Source organism: uncultured Cohaesibacter sp., assembly GCF_963556055.3.
Lineage (GTDB): Bacteria > Pseudomonadota > Alphaproteobacteria > Rhizobiales > Cohaesibacteraceae > Cohaesibacter.
Genome location: NZ_CAUVYE020000030.1, coordinates 200,633 through 224,625, shown reverse-complemented (window position 1 = coordinate 224,625; position 23,993 = coordinate 200,633). Strand labels below are relative to the sequence as shown.

The window sequence follows — 23,993 nt, the reverse complement described above, 5'->3', positions numbered from 1 at the left end:
GTGGTCCGTCACTTTTCGGTTTCTGTCAGGCCTTTGACAAAAAGTTTCTGCATCGAAACAATCACCAGAATTGGCGGCAACATGGCCAATAGAGCGGTCATCATGATGGTGTTCCATTCGGGAATGCGTTCGCCGCTGTCGAGCATTTCCTTGATGCTGACCACAACTGTGGTCAGGGAGGAATCCGTGGTGATCAGGAGCGGCCACATATATTGGTTCCAGCCATAGATGAACAGCATCACAAACAAAGCGGCAATGTTGGTGCGCGACAGCGGCAACAACATGTCGACAAAGAAACGGATCGGTCCTGCGCCGTCGATACGGGCGCTTTCAAGCATTTCATCGGGGATTGTGAGAAAGACCTGCCGGAACATGAAGGTGGCTGTTGCGGACGCAATCAGCGGTACCGTGAGGCCCCATATGCTGTTGAGCATGCCTAGATTTGCCACGACTTCGAAGGTCGGCAGAATGCGAACCTCGACGGGTAGCATCAATGTGATGAAGATCATCCAGAAAAAGGTCATGCGGAAGGGGAATCTGAAATAGACAATGGCATAGGCCGACAGAATGGAAATGAAGATCTTGCCAGTGGCAATCATCAGGGCCATGGTCAGTGAATTGAGCATCATTTTCCATACCGGGATTGTATCGATGCCCGAGATGATCTTGCCCGCAAGAGCCAGTTTGAGATTTTCCCAGAAATGTGTGCCGGGCAGGACTGGGATCGGGGCCTGTGCCATGCGAGCGAGATCATGGGTGGCGGCGACAAAGGTGATCCAGATCGGGAAGGCAACCAGCGCAATTCCAAGGATCAGGACAACATGTGTCAGCGTATCGAAAAAGGGACGGTTCTCGATCATCAATATTCAACCCTTCTTTCAACATAACGGAACTGAATGACGGTGAGGGCAATCACCATGATCATCAGGATGACGGACTGGGCGGACGAACCGCCGAGATCGAGGCCGATGAAACCATCGCTGTAAACCTTGTAGACGAGCGTGACGGTGGAATTGGCCGGGCCACCCTCGGTGACAGCGTGGATAATGCCGAAGGTGTCAAAGAAGGCGTAGATGATGTTGATGATCAAAAGGAAAAATGTGGTTGGAGAAATCAGCGGGAAGATGATTGTCCAGAAGCGTCGTGCAGGTCCGGCGCCGTCAATCGCGGCGGCTTCTATCATCGATTTCGGAATGGCCTGCATGGCGGCGAGATAGAACAGGAAATTGTAGGCGATCTGCTTCCAGGCCGCGGCAAAAATGACAAGCGCCATCGCCTGCCCACCATTGAGAAAATGGTTCCATTCAACGCCAACCTGCTTCAGCCAGTAGGCTATGATGCCAACAGATGGGTTGAACATGAAAACCCATAAGGCACCGGCCAGGACCGGGGCGACGGCGTAGGGCCATATCAGCAGGGTTCGGTAGATGGTTGCGCCCTTGACCACCCTGTCAGCAAATCCGGCAAGGAGGAGTGAGAGGGACATGGAAAGCAGTGCCACCATGACCGAGAAGAAAAGTGTGCGGCCAAAAGTGTCGATATAGAGCGGGTCTTCAAACAGCAGCTGAAAATTTTCGAACCAGACAAATTCGCTTCCGAAACCAAAGGCGTCTTCTATGAGAAATGACTGGTAAAGCGCTTGTCCGGCGGGCCATATGAAAAAGACAATCGTAATGGCAATCTGCGGTGCAACCAATAGGTAGGGCAGAGGAGACGTGGGGAAATGCACGCGCTTGATCATGATAGAGAGGTCCTTCGAACCAAATCCAAATGCTTGTAATCCGGGCTTTTGCGTGAAGGACGGCAAAAGCCGGTCTGCCCATCAAGGGCAGAAAACCATGCCGCCAGTTTAGCGGCATGGCTGTGTTCAATTCCGGAGCAAGCCGATTATTTGGCGGTACGTTCGAATTTGCGAAGCAGAGCGTTGCCGCGTTCTACAGCAGCGTCCATTGCTTCCTTGGCGTTTTTCTTGCCAGCCCAGAGAGCTTCCATTTCCTCGTTGATGACATCACGGATCTGGACCATGTTGCCATAACGGATGCCGCGGGAGTTTGGCGTTGGAGTATTCAGAGACAGCTGTTTGATGGCGGTGTCGGTGCCTGGATTCTCTTTGTAGTAACCCTGCTCTTTGGACAGCTCATAAGCAGCCGTAGTGATTGGCACATACCCGGTGACCTGATGCCATTTTGCCTGAATTTCCGGTGTGGAGATGAATTTCAAGAACTTGGCAGCACCTTTATATTCTTCTTTTTCACGACCCTGCAAAACCCACAGAGTTGCTCCGCCGATGATGGAGTTCTGAGGTTTCTCGGCAACTGCGGTGTCCAGAGGAAGCATGGTCTGGCCGAAGTTGAATTTGATGTCTTTGGCAAAACCACCATAGTAAGCGGAAGAGTTCATCCACATGCCGCATTCGCCGTTGACGAACATTGGACGGGAAGACCCTGTACGGCCGCCATATTTGAACAGGCCTTTTTTGCCATCGTCAGCGATTTTTTGCAGACGGTTGATGACGGCGTCGTTGTTGAAGGTGAATTCAGTGTCAAAACCGGCAAAGCCGTTTTCTTTGGTTCCAGAAGGCATGTTGTGCCATGCAGAGTAGTTCTCGATCATGACCCAGGACTGCCAACCGAAGGAGTAGCCGCATTCCATACCGCTATCGACCAGTTTCTGGGCTGCGTCTTCCAGTTCGTCCCAAGTGGTCGGAACTTTGGCACCAGCTTTGTCCAGAGCGTCCTTGTTGTACCACAGAACAGGCGTGGAGCTGTTGAATGGCATGGAAAGCAGATCGCCTTCTGGAGACTGGTAGTAAGAGATAACAGCTGGAAGATATGCAGACTGGTCGAAATCCTCACCGGTGTCTTTCATCAGTTGGGACACTGGATAGATGGCGCCTTTGGCTGCCATCATGGTGGCGGTGCCGACTTCGAAAACCTGAACGATTGCAGGCTGTTCCTTGGCGCGGAAAGCGGCAATTGCGGCGGTCATGGTGTCTGCGTAACCGCCTTTATAGACAGGAACGACCTTGTAGTCAGACTGAGAGGCGTTGAATTTCTCGGTCATTTCGTTGACCAGTTCCCCGTTGACACCGCCCATAGCGTGCCAGAACTGGATTTCAGTTGCCGCCATAGCTGGGGCAGCGAGGCTTGCAATCATGGTTGCAGCCAAAAGAGCTTTGCGAGACAGTTTCATTTGAGTTTTCCCTTGCTCAATATCGAGACAATAAATTCGTTCCTCCAAAGTCCTGTCCTTCCGAAATATGGAAGAGGCTTCCTTTTCTCTGTCTGGAGGAAGGAAGGCACCTTGGGTTGCTCATATGGTTAGGCAGAGTGCATATGAGCTTGCCAGTTCGGACGATCTCAAAAATGCGGGGAGGGCCGAAATAATTCAAATGAACTTTTTTCTTAAATGTCATAACATCATGTTATGAAATTCTGGCGGTCATCCTGTTCACTCTGTTCCATCTTGTTGGGGGGGGAGTGCCATGGGGTGCGGTTACCATCGGTTTTGCGATGGATCACCAGAGTGCGGACGCGCTGTAGCGTTGTACCGTTTGATATTCTCACGGAACTGAATGCTCGCAGGTGGAGAGAACGATGCTTCATTTAAGGCAATTGGAGGCTTTCAGAGCAGTGGCTGTTGCGGGGAATGTGACGGCGGCGGCGCGCCAGCTTGGCGTTTCCCAGCCTGCGGTCTCCCGACTCATTTCCAGCCTTTCAAAACGCGTCGGCTTTGATGTTTTCATGCGCGATGGGGGACGGCTGGTTCCTACGCAGGAGGCGCGCTTTCTGTTGGGGGAGGTGGATCGCGTTCTGGCTGGTCTCAGCAATATCGAGAAGCTTGTTGAAGAAATTCATGAACTTAAGGTCGGGCATCTGCGCATCACCTGTCTGCCGGGGTTTGCCACAACGCACTTGCCCAAGGTTATTGCGGAATTCATGAAGGAAAGGCCCGGTGTTACCATGGCGATTGAGCCGGACCGCCCGGAACGCATTCTGGACTGGATCATTTCCCATCAATATGACGTTGGCATTTCTTCAGACCATCTGAAACATCCGGCACTTGAAACCATTCCACTGATGATGAAAAGCGTTTGCGTTTTGCCGCCCAATCATCGTCTCAAGGACCGGGAGCATATAACGCCGATGGATCTGGATAATGAACCTTTCATCCATGCGAGACGTGACAGTGATTATTTCAGTTTGGTGAAGGCGGCCTTTGATGCAAGTGGGGCTCGACTCAATCCCTTAATCGAGTCGAGGCAGTTCGGTCTGGCTTGCCGCATTGTCGCCGGTGGGGTCGGTGTGAGTGTTGTCAGTATCATCGACGCTTTGGAATATGTCGACGAAGGGCTGATCCTGAAGCCGTTCAAGCCGGTTGTTCCCCACAAGCTCAGCATTCTCTATCCCACGCATACTCCGCGCTCGGTGATTACGATGGAGTTTATCGATCTCTTTCTCAAAAGCCTTGAGCCCTATCGTATTCAAGGCTCCGCTTCGACATCCTACTAGAGATTTCTGGCTGTGCCGCGATGATTGGGGCGGACTGTTTGCAAGCTGAATCCGGGCAGCTTTGCTGCTTGCCGGGTATCAGCAACAGAAAGGGTGGGACCTGTTCTGTTCCCACCCTTGCCAATGCCATGTCAGCCGCTTTTTTTCGGTATCAGACGTGGGGCGTCGATTGTCAGCAGCCGTTTTTGAAGGTGATGATAGGCCATCTTTTCTGTCGGACGGCCTGCTTCTTGATCCAGGCTGTTGATTGGCCAAGATTTACCCGACACCAGAGGCCATCGGATGCGACGGTGCAGGTTTCCGCTTTCAGGCAGGCGTTGGGTTTGAGGACCGTCACCACTTTAGCACTGTTGCGTGGTTCCATGCGGGCATTGAGATTGACCAGAACTTTGACAAGTGCCGGGCTCTGAGGTGATGCGTTCGGCGGCGTGAAATCCTGTGGTTTGGCGCAAAGCTGGCTGTAGCCGACATAGGAGCATGCAATCGATTTGCGTGCTTCCTGTATCTTTTGGGCAATCTCCAGTCGCTCAAGAATGACGGGAAGCTTGTTCTTTGTCGTGGCACCGCTCAGGCGTTCCTGATTGCCGCCCACAAGAGCGACCGGGGCGTTGTTTGCTGCGACGAAGACCAACTGATTGTTGAGGATCTTCCAACCGGTGACGTCTTTCAGCTCGCCTGCGCAGTTGCTTTGCTGGATAGGGAAAATCTCATTTTTCTGGTTTGCTGAAAAGTCGAAAATGCATTCGTTTTTTTCTGCAAAATGGCTGTCATATGTGACCCAGCGCCCCGCAAAGGCTTTGGCCACCGCATTCGATGATTGAGCCATTGCCGGGCTGGCAAGAAGAGAAAGGCCGCAGAGAAGGGATGAGACCGTGAAAGTGAGGAATTTTGTCATTGAAGCCACCGGATGATAATTAGGTTACAATTTTCCTTGGTCTTTCGATGTGGTTGGATCGAAAGTGAATGTGCGTTCTTTGGTAAGCACAAGCTTGCCATTGATGTAGAGATTGAGAAGGGCAGAGATTTTGTCGCCGGTTTGTAGCGCCAGAGCCAAGTGATTGCTTTGATAGCTTTTTCCGGGCTCTGCCGTGATCGAATTGCCTTGAACGGTTGAGGCTTTGCCCGACTTTCCCGTTTTCATGATCTCGAGTTTGATGTCAATTTTCTGGGGCTCGGACACTTCAATTCTGTCCGAGACGGACACCATTTCTCCAGTCTGTTGGAAAATGATATCCGCCTTCAAGTCTTGAGCCATGGAATGGGCTCCCGATAGGATGGGCAGGCACAGGCCGAGCAATAGCGACCAGATGCGTTTCGAGATGGGCAAAACACCACTCCTTTATCGTGACATTCAGGGAGTATTTTGCTCAGTCAGAATCGGCTTTGCGTAATGCTGACACTGGCTCCGTTCGAACTGACCGCCACTGTGCCAGTCGTGTTGCTGGCATTGAGGGTGTAGCTGTAGTTCGAACTCGTGCCTGATGCTTCAACTGTTGAGTTGTTGTTGGACCCGTTCTGAACCAGAATGGCATCGACATCGGTGCCGTTCACTTCGACATTGCCGATATTGTCGATGCCTCTTTGGAATATGACACCGCTATTGAGCCCGCCGTTCACCGTAAGGTTGGCCGTATTGTTGCCGCCGGTTTGCAAGACTGCGCCAAAGGATGGCGTTTCATTGCCGGAATTGACATAGATATTGGCTTCATTGCCCTCAGCAAAGCCCTGACTATCCTGTTCCAGTTGCACGACATCGCCATCACCTTCGATTGTGATGGTTGCTTCATTGTCGTTGCCAATCTGGAGGACGGGATTGGCCAGGGCGCTGGTCATTTCAATGGAATTGGAATAATCGAAAATCTCGAACTCGGGATTTTGCGGGTAGGCGGTATCTGTTGTCGTCAGGTTGAGTGTGTTCTCATTGAAGGAAACGCCGCCGACCTGGCTGCCCGTTGCCTCAAACTGGTCAACTGAGATCGTATTGCCCAGGCCCTGCTGTTTCAGGATGAGAATGTTGTTATCGCCTGCCGAGGCGGTTGAAACTGGCAGAATAGTCCAGCAGACCGCCATTGCGCCGAGTAGTGTTTGCCATTTCATGTGCCCATTTCCTTATGTGGTGGCACAGAATACCGTTCAGAAAGACCTCTGCGAGATGCTGATGCTGTTGTTGTTGCCCACCTGGCTGAAGCTGACATGGTTATTCTGTCCATATTGCTGCACGGCTGCCTGATTGCTGGTTCCCTGAATGGAAGCGTTCAACGAGTTGTGGTCACCGCTCTGAAGGAAGGAGAAAAGGTTGCTCGTTCCTTTCACATCAACCACCATGCTGTTGCCGTAGCCTTCCTGAATCAGTTCTCCGGGGAGCAGACCGCTCTCCAACGCGACACCGGTGAATGTTGCAAGGCCGGCGCCACCATTGTTGTTGCCTTCAATCGAAATGGTCATCGAGTTGCCTTCAAGGGAGCCACTGGTCAGGGTCTGGGAGAGCGCCAGACTGTTGCTGCTGCCGATCACGGAAAGCTCGATAACATTTCCTTCTATATTTGCGCCTTCAAGCAACGAAATAACGTTACTTTCAGAATTGGCCTCAGCTGCTACGCTCGTTAACAGAACTGCGGCAAGAGTTGCGAGTTGTTTGATCATATCCCTGTTCCCTATGCTTTTGCATGGAGCTATTGAAACAGGGAGTTCTTTAATCAAGATTTACAATCCGCTCGAACGTTGCTTAGTCGGGCGGATTGTTATTATCACGGTGAATCAAAATTTAACTCATAAGTAGAGAGATTGCAAATTACAACTCGATTCTACTGTAGGATGATAAGTTGGTTGTTATTTCCATACTGGCGGTAGTAAGCGTAATTGCTTGAGCTGCCCTGGACCACAACCGACTGGTTTGAGTTCCCTTCAATGATTGCATCGATTTCGTTTTCATCGCCGTTCTGTGAGTAGGCAAACTTGTTGAAGCTGCCCGTATGAATGGCGAGGGTTGCCAGGTTCAAATTGCCATTTTGAAGAACTTGCCCCGGTGTCAGCCCATTTGAGTAGGCGAGGGCTGTTTCGCTGAAGCCCCCAAGAGCAGCATCATTATTCTGATTGCTGCGTGAAACCGGAGCGATGCCACCGTCAAAGCTGATATTGATCGTGTTCTCGTTGCCTGTCTGGGCGGTATAAAGCTCGTTGTCCTTGCCGCGATACAAGACTGCGAGAGCGTTTTTCTCGCCACTTTGGCTGAAATTCAGACGGTTGCCATCGCCGACCTGGGACACCGCGGTCTCGTTTTCCTCGCCGTCAACGGTACCGCTCAGCCAGTTGCCATCGCCGTCCTGCACAAACCCGTATTGGTTCATGAAGGATCGACCCGAGGTGACATAGTTGAGGCTGTTGTCGTCACCCAGCTGTTTGATTTCCGCCTGAGCGACCTGAATGTCCTTGGTGACGTTGAAGACAAATTGCCCGAGCCCGCCGAGCCCATCGCCACCATTGTCATCGCCGCCCAGGATCAGGGTCATGATGTTGCCTGCAACGGGGACAAGTTCGTTATTCTGAATGGCGGATAGCAGGAGATTGCGTGAGCCGGTCATCTCTATGCGGGACCGGTTGGCTGCTCCTGCCTGCAAGAATGAGTTGATCTCGTTATCCGTACCGGCGCGCTGAATGATGGTTGCCTCGTTGGCGGTGCCCAGTTGTCGCATGACGTTGATGAGGTTGCCGCGATATTGCTGGGTAATGTCGGCAAGGTTGCCGCTCCCATTCTGGACCAGCTGGTTGATGACATTGCCACCCTCGGAGCCGGATGCTCCATCATATTGCCTGATGGTGGCAATGTTCATCTCGCTGGTTTCGCCTGTCTGGATCTGCTGTATCTCGCCGATTGAGTGTCCGGACTGACCATCCCCTTCACCAAGGGCGTTGTTCAGCGCGGTATTGGTCTGGGTGATCGTCAGGCTGTTGCTGGTCACCGAGCCGAAATTGTCAGGTGCGCTTTGATAAATCGCACCGACCCGGTTGTTACCGGCGGAATTTGAATTCTGCTGAGTGAGATCGATTGTGTTGTTGGCCCCAATCTGGGCGATGCCTTCAAGTCCGAGGGTGCCGTTTGCGCTCGTCGCGCCCGCTTCGTTGGCGTAGCCCTCCTGGTTGACGGTCAGCGTGTTGCTGGTTCCGTCCTGATAGACGTTGATGGTTGTTTCGTCGGCTCCGACCTTGTTTGACGTGCCATATTGATCAATCGAGATCGTGTTGGTTACCCCGGTCTGGCCAACATAGACCTGGTTTTCATCTGCCTTTACCGGGTGTGATGCAAGGATCAGGACGAGAGCCGTTCCGATGAAAGGTGTGTTGTACTGTTTCATGATGTCACCAATGTCGATCGATCAAATGTATTTTGGAAATGTGCCAAGAGGTCGGGCGATTTTCGCCCGACCCAGTCGTGTTGTCGCAAAGCTGCGATGATTACTGGCTAATGCCAACAACGTTGTTGGAACCGTTCTGCGTTACAACAGAGGTGTTTGCGTTGCCTTTCTGAGAGATGGCAACTTCGTTGTAGTCGCCGCCGAAGATGGTGACGTCAACATTGTTGTCGTCACCATTTTGGATCATTGCAAACAGGTTGTTTGAACTGTCGGCGGTTGTCGTGCCAACATTCCAGCTTGCGGTGTTGCCTGATCCGACTTGCGTCAGATAGCCAGCGTTCAGAGTGGTTGCCGTTCTGGTGCTGAAGGTGCCTGCGCCGTTGAAGTTACCAAAAATGACGGCGTCGAGGTCGTTGTCGGAGCCAAAGGCCTGAGTTGCAGAAATATTGTTACTATCGCCGGTGGCAGCGATATTGACAGAGCTGTTTGAAACGAGACCTTGCAAAGAGCCGATATAGTTGTACGCCCCTGAGATGTCGACGATCAGTTCATTGTCAGATGCCGCATATGTGTAGTTTTCGACCTGGTTGCCGTTACCGGAAATGCCAATGGTTGCGGTGTTTCTATTGCTAGACGCTTGCTGATCACTGCTTACTTCGTTCTGATTGCCGGTGATGGTCGTGGTTACGGTGTTTCCATCGCTCCAGTATTGCTGATTGATGTTTACACCGTTCTGGTCGCCGGTAACGGTTGTATTAGCCGTGTTGTCAGAGCTGTAGTAGTTCTGGCGGACGATGGAATTGTTGCTGTCACCAGTGAAGCTGCTGTTCGCGATGTTGCCTTTTGCCGTCTGGCTGATGTTGGAATAGTTGTTGTTACCGACGATCGTGGTTGTCGCATATTCGGCGTCGCCATACTGGCGGATATAGACCCAGTTGTTTGGTCCGGTCGCATCATCGGAAGTGACGGTAACTTCTGCGTAGTTGTCTGTGGTAGAGGCGGCAAGCTGGTCAACAGAGAGTCTGTTGTAGTCACCTGTGGTGATGGTGAGTTTTGCTTCTGCGCCATTTTCCTGCGTCAAGCGCGCCCAGTTGTTGTCACTGCTACCGCCAAGAGAAATGGTACCGGTGTTTGTGCCAAAACCGTTCTGACTGACGCCTACGCTGTTATTGTCACCAACGATTTTTTCGATGACGAGCGTGTTGCTGTCGGAATTGGAATGTGCCGCTTGGTTCACGCCAAGTTCGTTGCTGTTGCCTTCGATCTTGAGCGTATTGACAGTGTTGGAGCCGCCATTTTCGTTTGTTTGGATCGCGCCGAACTGGTTGTTATCTCCAGTGACAAAGAGTTTGAATTCGTTGTTGCTGCCATTCTGGATGATTTCACTGGAATTGACGCCACTGTTTGCTGCGTAGTTGGTCAGCGCACTTGCGGTACCGTTGTCGTTGCCTGTGACTTTGACAACGATATTGTTCTGATCAGCGACTGAATTGGCATTGTTGGTCTGGCTGACGGATTTTACAACGTTGCCAGATCCTTCCTGACGAATGATCGCACGGTTCTTGCCGCTTGCGGTGGTTGTCTGAGACACTGTGCCGACCGTGTTGCCATTACCGATGAGCTGATTGACGCGGAGTTCGTTGGTGCCGTTTGCTCCGGTGGCGCCGCTCTCGATCTGCTGAACTTCGCCGACCGTGTTGTCATTGGTGAGCTGATTGGCAAGAAATGAGTTGTTGTCGCCGAACTGATCAAGGCCATCGCCTTCAAGACCAATTACGTTGTTATTTCCTTCCTGCGTAATTGTCAGGCTGTTGTCGCTACCTGTTTGTGCGGCGGGATCCGTTGATTTGCCTACTTTGTTGTATGAGCCACCGGACTGATCAATTGCAGCGGTGTTGGTACTCCCGGACTGTATGATAAAGGCCTCGTTGCTTGCGGCATATGCGTATCCGGCAGAGATGACGCCAGCAGCGGTCGCGGCGAGAAGAGCCAAACGAAGTTTAGTCATTTCATGTCTCCAAAATCTGAATTGAATATGTGTTTTTAGCCATGCCACCACCTGTTTTTCCGCCCCCACAACCTTAAAATAGGTATCGGTTGCAACTAATGATTATGACTTAGTGACATTGCAACCATTTACGTCCTGTTAATCGTTATTGTCAATATGATAGAAAGGAAATTTAATAAAACTTGAATGAAATTTGGTGTTTATGGTTAAACTTCGTTGTTTCAGATCAACGAAAGTAAAAAGGCCGACACAGCAAGCACTGTGACGGCCTAATACAATTATACTCAATCAAGGGTTGATAGGATTATTATCCTGCCGGTTCTTCATTGCTTGTATATGGCGGAGGTAACCTTCTGGTTGTTTCTTTGACAACTGGTTTGGCTACGGTTTTCTTGGGCGTCACGATCAGGCGCGGGATTGTCGGCGTGATGGTCGTGGCATTGCTTGTTTCAGGGCCGGGGCCTGTAACCGGATAGCTGCTTTTTGCCTTGCCGAAAGTTTCGTTCCGGATGTCCTTGACATAGCTTGTGCCACTGGACGGATCTGCAAAGTTCCAGATCTTGAGCTGAACGCCTTCAACAATAAGAGCCTCGACGGCCTTTTCGATGGCCGCTTCCATCGCGACCTGTCCCGGTTCGTTATGCGTGAAGCCGGCTTCGGCCTCCAACAACTCGTCCAGTTTCACGTAGCGGAAAACAGAGGCCTGCATGCCGACCGAGACAACCGTTTTGCGGGCACTGACCGTGGCCAGCACTTCGCCGGTTTTGGTTGAGATGGCACGGAGGGCGACGGTGATTTCATCCTTGGTGTAATCGGTGTCGCCGGAGATGCCAAGATAGGCTGCCCCGATACCACCGGTCTGGACATTGGAATTGAAGCCGATAACGCCGCCTTCGATGATAATCGCAGCATGTTTGAGCGGAGGCAACGCCTTGGAATTGACCTGGGTTTCGCCACGATAGAGGCGGCGCATTTCCGTTACAATCTGGCGTTCCTTGAGCAGGTTGGCGAGCTTGTTACGTTCCATGACCGTGAACCAGCGGCGATTGCCTGCGTCCTGAAGGGCCTTGATCAGGATGGAAACGCCGCCTTGGGTAACTGCGCGTGAAAGCTGCTGATAGGATTTTGCCTCTCTATACTGGCCTGTTTCATCTTTGAATTCATAAACAGCAACCGGAATCCGGTGTTTGGGAGGCGGTATGTTGCGAAGTTTCATATTGACTTCGCTGGCTTCGGCGACGCGAGGCTTCTCTGTCAACAATGTGTGGTTGTTCGCGCAGCCTGCCAGTGCCAATAAAAGCAGAAGCGATGGGGCAGCAATCGCTCGCTTGACGCGGAGCTTTGGTGCGGATTGATTTTGCTTGAAACTCAGCATCGTGAAAAGCCTAAATCAGTTGGTTACCAGTTGAGGCACTTCGATGTTGGTCACGGTGCCGGAAGTGAAATCAGTAATCGTCAGGGAAATCGAACTGGAACTCTGGTTGAAGGAAATTTCGGTATCGCCAAAGGTTATGGTGCCGCTTTCCTGAGGATTGTCGCCGAAGATGGCTTCAGTTACCTGGCTGGCCAACGCGGACAGAAGGCGGCTCTGCAACTGGCTGACGAAGAGATCTGCCGTTGTGCTGTCGCTATCGCTGTCGCTCGTGCTTGAGCTGGAGCTGTCGTCCTCGGCATCGCTTGCTGTGGCTGTTCGCTGCGCACTGGCAATCGAGAGAAGATGGGAGGAGTTGTTCGCGTTGCCCCCAAATGTCGGGTTTACCGGCGTGTAAATCAGTTCCGATGACAAAGCCGTTTCCGAGGCGAGTAGCAGCCCGGCAAGTAAGATCAGTCTCTTCAATTCAATTCCTCCTGAGCCACCTACAAACTGGATCGGTTTGCTCAAACTCGGCCAAAATGACGGCCCGGTGATCAAAAGCTATTCTGCAAACAGGTTGCAACCAAGGGTGCGGAAAATTGCATTTGCAACTATGATCGTGTAACAGACTTGAATTGTGTATGTCAAATTTACAACCAAAAATAGTGTTTAATTGTAGTGTGGGGTGGTCGTCGTCGGTGCGTAGGGACTCGAGAGGGTGGTGTTCTGTTGATTAATATGTTGAAATAACTGAGTTATTTTTGTTGGCAAGCTTTCTTGAGAGATCAGCTGAACGAGTTATTGTCAGAAATCGGGATGAGTCTGTTTTGCTCCTGACGGGAGTCGGTGACGGCGAATTCGATTTGTCACTCTTGTTCTGCGCATCTGCTCGACCCCACTCGGAACCGATGTTCCTGTTGGGTCAATTGATTGGCTCTGGCAGAATTTCTCATTGTTAACAATTAGTTATTGGTTTGAGGGAGGGATTTTGAGACATTGTCCCTGGAAACAGCTCTGCACAACACAGGGGTGTGTGATCAAATTGCAACATCTGTGGTTTTATTTTGTTCCAACGCGTTTCTTTGGTGGAAACTGCCCAGAAAATACCAAAATTGCTCGATTTCTGCATTCTGAACCGCGCGGGATGTGAGATATGGCCCCTGAAATCTCGTGATGAGAGCGGGGGTCTTCTGGTCAGACTTCTGCGCTGGTTCCACTCGTTTTGCACCTGCTGGGGTGCAATATTCATTCAAATGATCTTGATCTTTTTGGCACGCCCTTCTAACAAGACTGCGGCTCCTTCTGAAGCAACTGTCGAGGCAAGAATGTGACCCTGTCACACCGTTGGTTTGAGGGCATGTTGTTAAATGGGAGTTTTGGGAGAACTTTTTCTATCCAGCAGCAAAAACTGGTGGTAGGTTTCGTTCACGGTTGCGGGACCGTGCAAGAATTGGACATAAATGCAAGCATTACGATATCCCGGAGCGAGTCTTATAAAATTCGGATTTTTCGCTTTTGGCTTCATTGCCGAGGATATCAGAACAAACGAATTGCAAGGATCAGATCAATCCTGTTTTACCAAGTCGTTTGATGGAATTTGAAGGAGTATTCTATGACGCAGCAAGGCGATGTTACGCATTCCAGCGCCAGTGCAGCCAGCAAATCCGCATTTCCCATTCCGGCAAATGTCTTTGCGGAAACGGTGACCGAAGTGCAGCACTATACAGATCGCCTGTTCAAGTTTCGGATTACGCGTCCTGCCAGTTTCCGGTTCCGTTCCGGCGAGTTCGTCATGATCGGTCTTCCCAATGCCGAGCGCCCCGTTTTTCGTGCTTATTCGGTCGCAAGCCCATCATGGGATGAAGAGGTCGAGTTTTATTCGATCAAGGTTCCTGATGGCCCGCTGACCGAGCATTTGCAGAAGATCAAGGTTGGCGATACCATCCTCATGCGCAAGAAGCCTACGGGGACGTTGGTCAATGACGCGCTCATTCCGGGCAAGCGTCTTTACATGTTTTCGACCGGGACGGGGATTGCGCCTTTTGCTTCGCTCATTCGCGACCCCGAGACTTACGAGAAATTTGATCAGGTTATTCTCACGCATACTTGCCGTGAAGTGAATGAGCTCAAATATGGTGAGGATCTGGTCGAGCTTTGCAACAATGATCCGCTCGTGGGCGAGTTCGCCAAGGGGCGGCTCATTCACTATACCTCTGTCACGCGGGAAGATTTCCCTCGCACCGGCCGGATCACGGACCTCATGGAAACCGGCAAGTTGTTCAGTGATCTCGGTGTGCCGCCGATCAATCCCGAAGAGGATCGCGGCATGATCTGCGGCTCGATGGCCATGTTGAACGACACGAAGGATTTGCTTGAGACATTCGGTCTTGTGGAGGGATCAAATGCCCGTCCGGCAAGCTATGTTGTCGAGCGTGCTTTCGTGGATTGATTTGCGGTCAATGCCGTTGCTTCTGTGATGGTCATCCTGCCTTGAGCCGGGTGGCCATTTCTTTTGTCGCGATGTTCCCGAGCGGCTCTGAACAGTCGCGTCGGCGCATTTTGCCTGAAGTCCAGCACTTTACCCGAACCATTCATTGCTCGAATGCAGAGCAATGGCGAGGACAGTCCCTGAAGCGTTTTTCTTCAAAGCGTATCAAGGGTTCGGAGTGGCGGTGTTGTTACGACTTGTCCGCTTGCCAGTGTCCCGATTTGCCGCCGGACTTCTCGAGAAGGCGGATTTCCGAGATGATCATGCCCTTATCGACGGCTTTGGCCATGTCATAAATTGTGAGGCACGCTACGGAGACTGCCGTCAGAGCTTCCATTTCAACTCCGGTCTGGCCCTTCAGCTTGGCCGTTGCCGTGATCCTGAGCCCCGGCAGCTCCCTGTCGGTTTCAAAGTCCAGGGATATTTTTGAAAGGGCGAGGGGATGGCAAAGCGGGATTAGCTCATGGGTCCGTTTTGCGGCCATGATGCCGGCGATACGCGCGGTTGCGATCACATCTCCCTTTTTCGCCTTCTCCGACAGAATGAGGTCCAGGGTTTCCTGTTTCATCTGGATCTGGCCGGACGCCGTCGCCTGTCTTGTGGTTGCGGCCTTTTCAGATACGTCGACCATATTGGCGGCGCCTGCGTCGTCCAGATGTGTCAGCTTGGTATTGCTCATCTGTTCGCCCTTTCTTGGTCTTGTGGTGAAGGACCTTAACGCGTCAGCAAATCTCTGGTTGCCGCCATGACGTCGTCTTGTCGCATCAGGCTTTCGCCTATCAGGAAGGCATGAATATCGGCCTTGCTCGACAGCAGGGCCAGGTCCTGAGGGGTGAAAATGCCACTTTCGCCGACAAGCAGTTTGTCATCGGGCACAAGAGGAGCCAGATCGATAGAGGTCTGCAATGTGGTTTCAAAGGTTTTCAGATTGCGGTTGTTGATGCCGATGAGCGGGGAGGTGAGGTGAGAAAGGGCACGCTCCAGCTCAGGTTCATTGTGCACTTCAACCAATATGTCCATTCCCAGTTCCAGCGCCGATTCTTCCAGTGCCTTGGCTTCGTCATCCGAGACTGCGGCCATGATGATCAGGATACAGTCCGCCCCCCAGGAACGGGCTTCGAAAACCTGATAGGGCTCGAACAGGAAGTCCTTGCGCAAGACGGGCAGGGAGACAGCGTTGCGCGCTGCAATCATGAATTCGGGATGGCCCTGAAAGGATGGGGTATCTGTCAGCACAGAAAGGCAGGCAGCCCCCCCATCCTCATAGGCCTTTGCAAGGCTTGGCGGATCGAAATCGGCTCGGATGAGACCCTTTGATGGGCTCGCCTTCTTGACTTCCGCAATCAGAGCATAGTGACCATGGTCAATCTTGGCCTTCAGCGCCTTGTGAAAAGGGCGTACCGAGCCCTGTTCGGCGATGCGGGCCTTGAGATCGGCGAGCGAGGTGTGCAGCTTCGCGGCTGCGATTTCTTCGCGCTTGTATGCCTCGATCTTCTTGAGAATGTCAGCCATTGTCGATCCGCTGCCTTTCCTAGCTTTCGTTCGAAATTTCAACGAGCTTGTTGAGGGTCGCCAGAGCATTGCCATTGTCGATGATGTCGGCGGCAAGAGCAATGCCGTCTTCATAGGTGAGGGCCTTTTCCCCGATGAGCAGTCCTGCTGCCGCATTCATCAGTACGATGTCGCGATAGGGGCCCTCTTCACCTTTCAGAAGTGCTGTCAGAGCCTTGGCATTCTCGTCGCCGGATCCGCCGCGCACGTCATCGATCGTGACGCGCTCAAATCCGTAGTCTTCTGGTTTAAGCGTGAATTCGGAGATCTTGCCGTCCTTGAGTTCTACCACATTGGTCTCGCCGAGGGTCGATATTTCGTCAAGCCCGCCAGCGCCATAGACGACCCAGACGAATTTTGATCCCAGATTCTTGAGCACTTCAGCAAACGGGATCAGCCAGTGGGAATCATAAACGCCGATCAATTGGCGTTTCACACCTGCCGGATTTGAAAGCGGGCCGAGCAGGTTGAAGATGGTGCGCGTCCCCATCTCGACACGGGACGGCCCCACGAAGCGCATGGCAGAATGATGATTGGGAGCAAACATGAAACCGATGCCAGTCTCCGAGATGCAGCGGGCGACACCATCCGGATCCTGCGCCAGATTGACGCCGAGGCTTGCAAGTACATCACCTGCACCGGATTTTGAAGTCAGAGCCTTGTTGCCATGTTTGGCAACCGGAATGCCCGCGGCGGCAACAATGAGCGAGGAACAGGTTGAGATATTGTATTTGCGTGTTCCGGTCCCGCCGGTTCCGACGATATCGATGGCTTCGGCGGGCGCCGTCACTCGCGTCATCTTATCGCGCATCTGGGACACGGCACCGGTGATTTCGTCAACGGTTTCGCCGCGCAAACGCAGGGCCATGAGAAAGGCGCCGATCTGGGTGGGGGTGGCCCGACCACTCATGAGAATGTCGAAGGCTTCACCGGCCTCTTTGCGAGACAGGCGTGCGCCATCGGCCACCTTTGCTAGAAAAGGTTTCATTTCATCCATTGGAATGCTCCCGACTGTATTTCGGCCCGGTCGATATGGCAGGGTCGCTGCAATGGCATTGGGTGTCATTGCAGGGTTTGTATCCGGGGCATTTGACGGCCTTTTCGGCTCTTGTCATTCAGGTACATGCCCCGGATGCGTTCTTTTGTTTTTATACGACTAGCGCGTGCCGTTGACGACCTGCTGCATGAGGGCATCGTTTACGGTATAGCCAAGTTTTTGCAGAACGGTTGCGCTTAGCTGAGACAGCATGTCATTGCCTGCATTTTGATTGAGGCTTTGACGAATGGACTGAAGCTGCAAGGCATCGGGATCAAAGTCCGGATCGGTGACCTTGACCACTTCAAGCACATACTGTGTTTCTCCGTCCACTGCGCTTGACTTGTGTTCGAGCGGACCACCAAAGACCTGATCTATGGCCGCGGCTGGAAGCTCGCCACCATTCTGACGCGTGATATCGGTCGCTGTCTGAACCGTGAGGCCATTTTCCGAAGCGATGTCAGCCAGAGCCTTGCCCTCTTGCAATTGCTTGACAAGATTGCCTGCAAGCTCGGCATTCCGTCTGGTCCGTTCTTCCTTTTTCCAGGCAGCGACAACATCGTCGCGTACTTCGTCAAGCGTGCGATCTCTGCTCGGAACGATATCGGTCACACGGAACCAGGCAAAGCCGGACTTGCTGATGTCGACCGGATCGGCTTCGTAATCGATGTCGGTTTCAAACACGGATGTCAGAAGATTTTCCTGCTCGGGAAGATCGGTGATCTTCTCGCCCGTGTCCAGCTCTCCAGCCTTGGAGATTTTGGTGATTGTACGAAGCGGCAAATCGAGTTTGCTGCCTACTTCTTCGAGTGTGGAGCCACCGGCGCGATCATCCTCGACATTGTCGAACATGTTGAGTACTTCGTCATTGGCGCGGTCTGCTGCAATTTCCGTTTTCAGCAGATCCTTGACCTCTTCGAACGGCTTTGAGATTTCCGGTTGTGTCTTCGCGTTCTTTAGAAGAAGGAAGCCGAATTCACCATCTACAACATCGGAGACCTCACCCTCATCCAGTGAGTAGATCGTCTCCGCCGCGATGGGATCGGTGATCTCGTCTTTGGGAAGCAGACCGAAATCAATATCGCTTTCGGTAAGGTTGCGCTCTGCCATGATGTCTTCATAGCTGCTTCCAGCCTTGATCTTTGCAAGCGCCGCTTCTGCTTCTTCCCTTGTGGGGAATAGGATCTGCTGCATCTGACGCTTTTCAGTTTGAATGAAACGGTTCGATACCGTCTCGTAATAGACTTTGGCGTCTTCGTCGGTGACCGCAGAAGGGTCGAGAATATCACCCGGTTCCAGCTTCAGCATAACGAAGGAACGATATTCCGGTGCGCGGAATGCTATCTTCTGTTGTTCGAAATAGGCGGACAACTGCTCGTCTGTCGGGTCTGCAATTTCGCCAAGATCGGCTTCCTTGAGTGCCAGATAGGTCACATCGCGCTTTTCAAAGCTGAAATCGTTGACAAGCTTGAGCGCCGCATTGGGAATGGTCGTGTTGCCAGTCAGGCCTGCGGCGAGCTGGCGACGCACTTCCAGTGCTTCACGTGTCATAACATAACGGTCTTCGGTCGTGCCGGAATTGCGCAAGACAAGAGCCATCTGGTTGCGGTTGAATTGACCAGAGGTCTGGAAGGCTGGCTCGTTCGCAATGCTTTTGGCGAGCTGTTCAGACGACAGACCGAGATTGAAGTCATTGGCCAGATCATTGAGAGTCGCCTCATTGATCATGCGGCCAAGAATCTGGTTCGGCAGCCCAAAGGCTGCTGTCTGGGCTACGGTCAAGCGCTGGCCGAACTGGGAGGATAGCGCGTTGACTTCAAGCAGAAGTTCGCTCTGATAGTCCCGGGCGTCGATTTCGGTGTCTCCCACGGTTGCGATCGCGCTGCTCCCGAAACGGTTGAAGACATCTGCGATGCCCCAGACGGCAAAACTCAAAACCAAAAGGCCCATCAGAATTTTGGCGACAAATCCCGAGGCCATCGAACGCATTAATTCCATCATGGGATGGTTTGTCCTTCTATCGTACAGATCAGAATGCTGTCAGCTTGTACAAAACGCTTCTCAGACTTCCAACCGTCTTTTTTGAAATGTTTGCCGGATCATAGAAAGGTCATCCCTTTGCTGCAAGCCAAACGGTCCAGAAAAGGAAATACAAATGGGGATGGTGGCAAAAAAGGTGGCAAAAAAACAGCTAAACCGTCCAGAAGCCCAGACAAATGGAGAAAATAGGGGGAAATCCACTTTTAAGTCGGCCTTGTCGTGCAAATTACGCCATATATGCGCTATGACATATAGTCTAAAGTCGGGTATCTCGTGGTGAGGAATTCTTCTTCACCTCTCGCAGTCCTGATATATGGAAAACAATCGCTGTTATCTGAATGATTGGAAGGAGCAGATTTATGAGCATCAAACCGCTTGTTGCCGGTAACTGGAAAATGAATGGCCTCAAGGCTTCTGTCGCTGAACTCGAGGCTCTGATTGCAGGCTTTGATGCGGATCTGGCTGCAAAAGCCGATACAATGATCTGCCCGCCAGCCACTCTTGTCGCTTCATTTGCTGAAAAAGCTTCTGGCAGTGCCGTCGCGATCGGGGCTCAGGATTGTCATTTCAACGTGTCCGGTGCCCATACCGGCGATCTGTCCGCTCAGATGTTTGCCGATGCCGGTGCGTCCGCCATCATCGTTGGTCATTCGGAACGCCGCGCCGATCATGGCGAAAGCAACGAAGTGATCAATGAAAAAGCCAAAGCTGCCTGGGATCAGGATCTGGTGGCAATCATTTGTGTTGGCGAGACCGAAGCCGAGCGCAAATCCGGCGAAACCCTTAATGTCGTCGGCTTCCAGCTTGAAGGGTCTGTGCCCACAGGTGCAACCGCAGCCAACACCGTCATTGCTTATGAACCAGTCTGGGCAATTGGCACGGGCCTGACGCCAACCGCCGATGATGTCGCTGAAGTTCACGCCTATATCCGGGAAGTTCTTGTCAAGAAATTTGGGGACGAAGGCGCTGGCATGCGCATTCTTTATGGTGGATCTGTCAAGCCGGGCAATGCGTCTGAACTGATGGCCGTTGCCAATGTCGATGGTGCCCTTGTTGGCGGTGCCAGCCTCAAGGCAGCTGATTTCCTCGGAATTCTGGCAGCCTACAAATAAGAGACCTGACCATTCCAGTCGAGCAGGCCCCCTCAATCCGGCGCAGAAATTGGCCGAGGGGCTTGCTTTTCTCCGGCTTGATAACCAAATTGGCCTGAGGTGGTAGAAAAATCTTCCCGCAGCACTGGAATTGGGACAAGTCTTGTTGTAGAAGACGTCCAAGAAAAATGTGAACCTTTAGCGTCGGGCCGCAAATCTGTTGGCCCGATTGACTGTTTTAGAGACGGCCCAGACGATGGAATCAGTTTTAATTGTCATTCACTTGTTGATTGTTGCTGCGCTTGTTGTTGTAGTTCTGTTGCAGCGCTCTGAGGGTGGTGCGCTCGGAATTGGCGGCGGTGGCGGTGGTGGCTTTCTCACCGGACGCAGTGCGGCGAACCTTCTGACCCGGACAACTGCAATTCTTGCTGCCGGCTTTTTCGTTACGTCGCTTGGTCTGACGATCCTGGCTGGGATGAAGTCCCGGCCGTCCGATGTTCTTGATCAGGTGCCGGTTACAACCGGGGCGCCGACACTGAGCGTTCCTCAGCCTGCGGACAGCGACGCGGATGCGTCAACGCAGGATGGCGGTACCCAGAGCGATGCTCCTGCCAGTCCGCAAGTCCCAACCAACAGTGGGCCTCAGGTTCCGACTTCTCAGTAAGTCTGCGCTGCACTGCCCATCTATGGTGCAAGAAAAGAATACAACACCGGCCCTTGCCGTGATTGCAAGGGCCGGTTTGTTTTGTAACACTCTTCATGCTTTCCTTTTGGCTGAAAGCAAGCTCATGAAAAACAGATGCCTTACGGTGGTGATAGATCAATTATCGCAAGGCGTTGCGAACAGAATCAAAGGCGATGCTTATTGTTCTTTAACCGTAGGTGACGCTTTAGTTGTTAGAATATGACGATTTGCTTGGCGAATCGCTGCAAAGGGAAGTACTCTAAAGTTCCATGGCGCGATATATTTTTATTACTGGCGGTGTGGTGTCTTCGCTCGGCAAAGGGCTTGCGTCTGCGGCTCTTGGGGCAGCTCTACAGGCGCGCGGCTATTCAGTTAGACTGCGCAAACTTGATCCTTACCTCAATGTCGATCCCGGCACGATGTCTCCCTATCAGCATGGGGAATGCTTCGTGACCGATGATGGTGCGGAAACGGACCTGGATCTTGGGCATTATGAACGATTTACCGGTCGTCCTTCCAATAAACAGGACAATATCACGACCGGTCAGATCTATCAGAATATCATCACGAAAGAACGGCGTGGGGACTATCTGGGCGGTACTGTCCAGGTCATTCCGCATGTGACCGATGAAATCAAGGCCTTCATTCTCGATGGAAATGACGACTATGATTTCGTGCTGTGCGAAATTGGCGGTACGGTCGGTGATATTGAAGCGACTCCGTTCTTCGAAGCAATTCGCCAGCTTGGCAATGAGTTGCCGCGCAGGCAGGCAATCTATATCCACCTGACGCTTGTGCCCTATATCCCAAGCGCGGGCGAGCTGAAAACCAAGCCAACCCAGCACTCGGTCAAAGAGCTGCGTTCGATCGGCATTCAGCCAAACATTCTGATGGTTCGTTGCGACCGCCCGATTCCGGAAGCCGAGCGCCGCAAACTCTCGCTCTTCTGCAATGTTCGGCCCGAGGCCGTCATTCAGGCGCTTGATGTGGGCAATATCTATGAAGTGCCTCTTGCCTATCACAAAGAGGGGCTTGATGCCGAAGTGCTGGCAGCCTTTGGCATTGATGGGGCTCCGAAGCCGAATTTCGATGTCTGGAAGACGATTCTTGATCGGGTCAGTAACCCTGAAGGGGAGGTCACGATTGCCGTCGTTGGCAAATATACCTCTTTGCTTGATGCCTACAAGTCGCTCATGGAAGCCCTGACCCACGGTGGTATTGCCAACAAGGTCAAAGTCAAAATCGACTGGATCGAGTCCGACATATTCGAGGAAGGCAATGATCCGACTGCACGGCTTGAAGGCGTTGATGGCATTCTGGTGCCCGGCGGCTTTGGCGAACGTGGGTCTGAGGGTAAAATTGCAGCCGCAAAATATGCCCGCGAGAACAAGATCCCATATTTCGGCATTTGTTTCGGCATGCAGATGGCGGTTATCGAAGCCGCTCGCAGTCTGGCTGGCATCAAGGATGCAACGTCCTCCGAATTCAGTGAGGACGGTGCCCATGTTGTCGGTCTGATGACCGAATGGACCAAGGGCAATGCGCGCGAGGTGCGTCAGCAAGATGGCGATCTGGGCGGCACCATGCGACTTGGTGCTTACGAGGCCCATTTGGCTCCGGGCTCGAAGATTGCCGAGATCTATGGCGAGACGGTCATTCACGAACGGCATCGCCATCGGTACGAGGTCAATATCGACTATAAGGAAAGGCTCGAGGCTTGTGGTCTCAATTTTGCGGGGCTTTCTCCGGATGGCGTATTGCCTGAAACGGTCGAGATTCCGGATCATCCATGGTTCATTGCCGTGCAATATCATCCTGAACTCAAGTCACGTCCTTTCGCGCCGCATCCTCTTTTCAAATCCTTTATCGCAGCGGCGGTTGAACAAAGCCGTCTGGTTTGACGGTGAAAAGCATGGCGCGATCTTGCGGTCGCGCCATTTTGCTGCAACAAACATTTCCAGGATTGAATTTCTAGCGGGAGGGTAACCATGGTACGCGGCGTGGACCATATTGTGTTGGCGGTTGCAGATCTGGATATGGCACGGGACCTGTTCACGTCTCTCGGCTTTACGGTTACCCCGACCGCCTTTCACCCTTTCGGCACCAAGAATGCCCTTGTGCAACTCGATGGGGCCTATTTGGAACTGCTTGCGGTGGACGATGAAAATCAGATTCCTGTGGCAACAAAGGGATGCTTTTCTTTTCCGCGTTTCAATCTGAATTTTCTGACGCGGCGTCAAGGGGCCTCGATGATGGTGTTGCGATCCGAGGATGCCGTTGGCGACATTGCGGATTTCAAAGCGCTGGGGCTTGAGACATACCCTCAGTTTGATTTCGAGCGGGACGCCAGGCAGCCTGACGGATCCAGCAAGCGATTGAGTTTCTCCAACGGCTTTTTGTCGCATCCGCTGATGAAAGAGACCGGCTTTTTTGTCTGTCAGCACAAGCATGATCCGGCGAGCTTCTGGCACGCGATCTATCAGCAGCATGTGAATGGTGTCAAAGACCTTCTTTCCATTGTTTTTGTTGCAGAAAATCCTTCTGATCATCATGAGTTCCTAGGTGGTTTTACGGGCCAGAGAGAAATGCGTTCCACCAGTGCCGGTGTTGAGATGGCGATCAGGAATGGGACGGTGGACATTCTTACGCCCGCCGCGGCAAAGGCTTTTTTCAACCTTGATGTGCCAGGGGATATGGCGGAAGAGGGGGGGATTCTTGCGCTGAAACTGGGCGCGGATCTTGAGGCCTTCACCTCTATTCTTGAACGGTCTGGCATCGCTTGGTCCGTTCATCATGGCGACATTGTTATTCAACCGGACGCGTTGTGCGGTGTGGGTTTGATCGTTTCGAATAGCCCTGAGTAAGCGCGTTCCAGAA

The 23,993-nt window shown here is 52.3% G+C and carries 21 protein-coding genes; 6 read left to right on the top strand and 15 right to left on the bottom strand.

From position 1 onward, the window contains the following. Positions 1–8: 8 nt before the first annotated feature. The 3 genes from ugpE to ugpB form a co-directional block, all read right to left on the bottom strand. On the bottom strand, positions 9–860 hold the full coding sequence (ugpE, locus tag ACHZB8_RS18875; RefSeq protein ID WP_316862602.1) for a sn-glycerol-3-phosphate ABC transporter permease UgpE: 852 nt from the start codon (positions 858–860) through the stop codon (positions 9–11). Beyond that, positions 860–1,744, bottom strand: coding sequence for a sn-glycerol-3-phosphate ABC transporter permease UgpA (gene ugpA, locus ACHZB8_RS18870; protein WP_394706229.1), 885 nt, complete (start codon positions 1,742–1,744; stop codon positions 860–862). The genes ugpE and ugpA overlap by 1 nt, the downstream gene beginning before the upstream one ends. A gap of 143 nt (positions 1,745–1,887) precedes the next feature. Next, a complete protein-coding gene (ugpB, locus tag ACHZB8_RS18865; RefSeq protein ID WP_316862598.1) occupies positions 1,888–3,192 on the bottom strand; it encodes a sn-glycerol-3-phosphate ABC transporter substrate-binding protein UgpB in 1,305 nt (434 codons plus the stop codon). A 404-nt stretch (positions 3,193–3,596) separates the two neighbouring features. On the opposite strand from ugpB, the gene ACHZB8_RS18860 reads away from it, so the two are divergent. Further along, a complete protein-coding gene (locus ACHZB8_RS18860; RefSeq protein ID WP_316862596.1) occupies positions 3,597–4,511 on the top strand; it encodes a LysR substrate-binding domain-containing protein in 915 nt (304 codons plus the stop codon). A gap of 172 nt (positions 4,512–4,683) precedes the next feature. On the opposite strand, the gene ACHZB8_RS18855 is transcribed toward ACHZB8_RS18860, so the two are convergent. The 8 genes from ACHZB8_RS18855 to ACHZB8_RS18820 form a co-directional block, all read right to left on the bottom strand. Next, positions 4,684–5,406 carry a hypothetical protein gene (locus tag ACHZB8_RS18855; protein WP_316862594.1) on the bottom strand — a complete coding sequence of 241 codons (723 nt, stop codon included), beginning with the start codon at positions 5,404–5,406 and terminating at the stop codon, positions 4,684–4,686. Positions 5,407–5,430: 24 nt separating this feature from the next. Then, on the bottom strand, positions 5,431–5,766 hold the full coding sequence (gene csgH, locus ACHZB8_RS18850) for a curli-like amyloid fiber formation chaperone CsgH (protein WP_316862592.1): 336 nt from the start codon (positions 5,764–5,766) through the stop codon (positions 5,431–5,433). A gap of 116 nt (positions 5,767–5,882) precedes the next feature. Continuing rightward, a complete protein-coding gene (locus ACHZB8_RS18845; protein WP_316862590.1) occupies positions 5,883–6,608 on the bottom strand; it encodes a hypothetical protein in 726 nt (241 codons plus the stop codon). 36 nt (positions 6,609–6,644) lie between these two features. Continuing rightward, the gene (locus ACHZB8_RS18840) at positions 6,645–7,154 is read right to left on the bottom strand and encodes a curlin repeat-containing protein (RefSeq protein WP_316862589.1); all 510 of its coding nucleotides are present in this window, start codon (positions 7,152–7,154) and stop codon (positions 6,645–6,647) included. Between the two features lie 161 nt (positions 7,155–7,315). Continuing rightward, positions 7,316–8,863, bottom strand: a complete 1,548-nt coding sequence (locus ACHZB8_RS18835; protein WP_316862587.1) for a hypothetical protein — start codon at positions 8,861–8,863, stop codon at positions 7,316–7,318. A 100-nt stretch (positions 8,864–8,963) separates the two neighbouring features. Beyond that, positions 8,964–10,871 carry a hypothetical protein gene (locus ACHZB8_RS18830; RefSeq protein ID WP_316862586.1) on the bottom strand — a complete coding sequence of 636 codons (1,908 nt, stop codon included), beginning with the start codon at positions 10,869–10,871 and terminating at the stop codon, positions 8,964–8,966. 307 nt (positions 10,872–11,178) lie between these two features. Beyond that, the gene (locus tag ACHZB8_RS18825) at positions 11,179–12,246 is read right to left on the bottom strand and encodes a CsgG/HfaB family protein (protein WP_316862584.1); all 1,068 of its coding nucleotides are present in this window, start codon (positions 12,244–12,246) and stop codon (positions 11,179–11,181) included. 15 nt (positions 12,247–12,261) lie between these two features. Further along, positions 12,262–12,708 carry a curli assembly protein CsgF gene (locus ACHZB8_RS18820; protein ID WP_316862582.1) on the bottom strand — a complete coding sequence of 149 codons (447 nt, stop codon included), beginning with the start codon at positions 12,706–12,708 and terminating at the stop codon, positions 12,262–12,264. 1,129 nt (positions 12,709–13,837) lie between these two features. Between ACHZB8_RS18820 and ACHZB8_RS18815 the strand changes: the two genes are divergently transcribed. After that, the gene (locus ACHZB8_RS18815) at positions 13,838–14,674 is read left to right on the top strand and encodes a ferredoxin--NADP reductase (protein WP_316862581.1); all 837 of its coding nucleotides are present in this window, start codon (positions 13,838–13,840) and stop codon (positions 14,672–14,674) included. A gap of 229 nt (positions 14,675–14,903) precedes the next feature. On the opposite strand, the gene moaC is transcribed toward ACHZB8_RS18815, so the two are convergent. The 4 genes from moaC to ACHZB8_RS18795 all read right to left on the bottom strand — a co-directional run bounded on the left by moaC (position 14,904) and on the right by ACHZB8_RS18795 (position 19,301). Then, positions 14,904–15,392 (bottom strand): cyclic pyranopterin monophosphate synthase MoaC, encoded by a 489-nt coding sequence (gene moaC, locus ACHZB8_RS18810; RefSeq protein ID WP_316862580.1) that lies wholly within the window; start codon positions 15,390–15,392, stop codon positions 14,904–14,906. A gap of 35 nt (positions 15,393–15,427) precedes the next feature. Further along, positions 15,428–16,225: an indole-3-glycerol phosphate synthase TrpC gene (gene trpC / locus ACHZB8_RS18805; protein ID WP_316862578.1), complete on the bottom strand. Its 798-nt coding sequence runs from the start codon at positions 16,223–16,225 to the stop codon at positions 15,428–15,430. A gap of 19 nt (positions 16,226–16,244) precedes the next feature. Next, positions 16,245–17,261 carry an anthranilate phosphoribosyltransferase gene (trpD, locus tag ACHZB8_RS18800; RefSeq protein WP_316862576.1) on the bottom strand — a complete coding sequence of 339 codons (1,017 nt, stop codon included), beginning with the start codon at positions 17,259–17,261 and terminating at the stop codon, positions 16,245–16,247. Positions 17,262–17,420: 159 nt separating this feature from the next. Further along, positions 17,421–19,301: a SurA N-terminal domain-containing protein gene (locus ACHZB8_RS18795; RefSeq protein ID WP_316862574.1), complete on the bottom strand. Its 1,881-nt coding sequence runs from the start codon at positions 19,299–19,301 to the stop codon at positions 17,421–17,423. 398 nt (positions 19,302–19,699) lie between these two features. Here ACHZB8_RS18795 and tpiA point away from each other — a divergent pair, with 398 nt between their 5' ends. The 4 genes from tpiA (at position 19,700) to ACHZB8_RS18775 (ending at position 23,980) form a co-directional block, all read left to right on the top strand. Continuing rightward, positions 19,700–20,452, top strand: a complete 753-nt coding sequence (gene tpiA / locus ACHZB8_RS18790; RefSeq protein WP_316862573.1) for a triose-phosphate isomerase — start codon at positions 19,700–19,702, stop codon at positions 20,450–20,452. 235 nt (positions 20,453–20,687) lie between these two features. Continuing rightward, positions 20,688–21,095 (top strand): preprotein translocase subunit SecG, encoded by a 408-nt coding sequence (secG, locus tag ACHZB8_RS18785; protein ID WP_316862572.1) that lies wholly within the window; start codon positions 20,688–20,690, stop codon positions 21,093–21,095. 290 nt (positions 21,096–21,385) lie between these two features. Then, on the top strand, positions 21,386–23,017 hold the full coding sequence (locus ACHZB8_RS18780) for a CTP synthase (protein WP_316862571.1): 1,632 nt from the start codon (positions 21,386–21,388) through the stop codon (positions 23,015–23,017). An 87-nt stretch (positions 23,018–23,104) separates the two neighbouring features. Next, a complete protein-coding gene (locus tag ACHZB8_RS18775; RefSeq protein WP_316862569.1) occupies positions 23,105–23,980 on the top strand; it encodes a VOC family protein in 876 nt (291 codons plus the stop codon). The last annotated feature ends 13 nt before the right edge of the window (positions 23,981–23,993 follow it).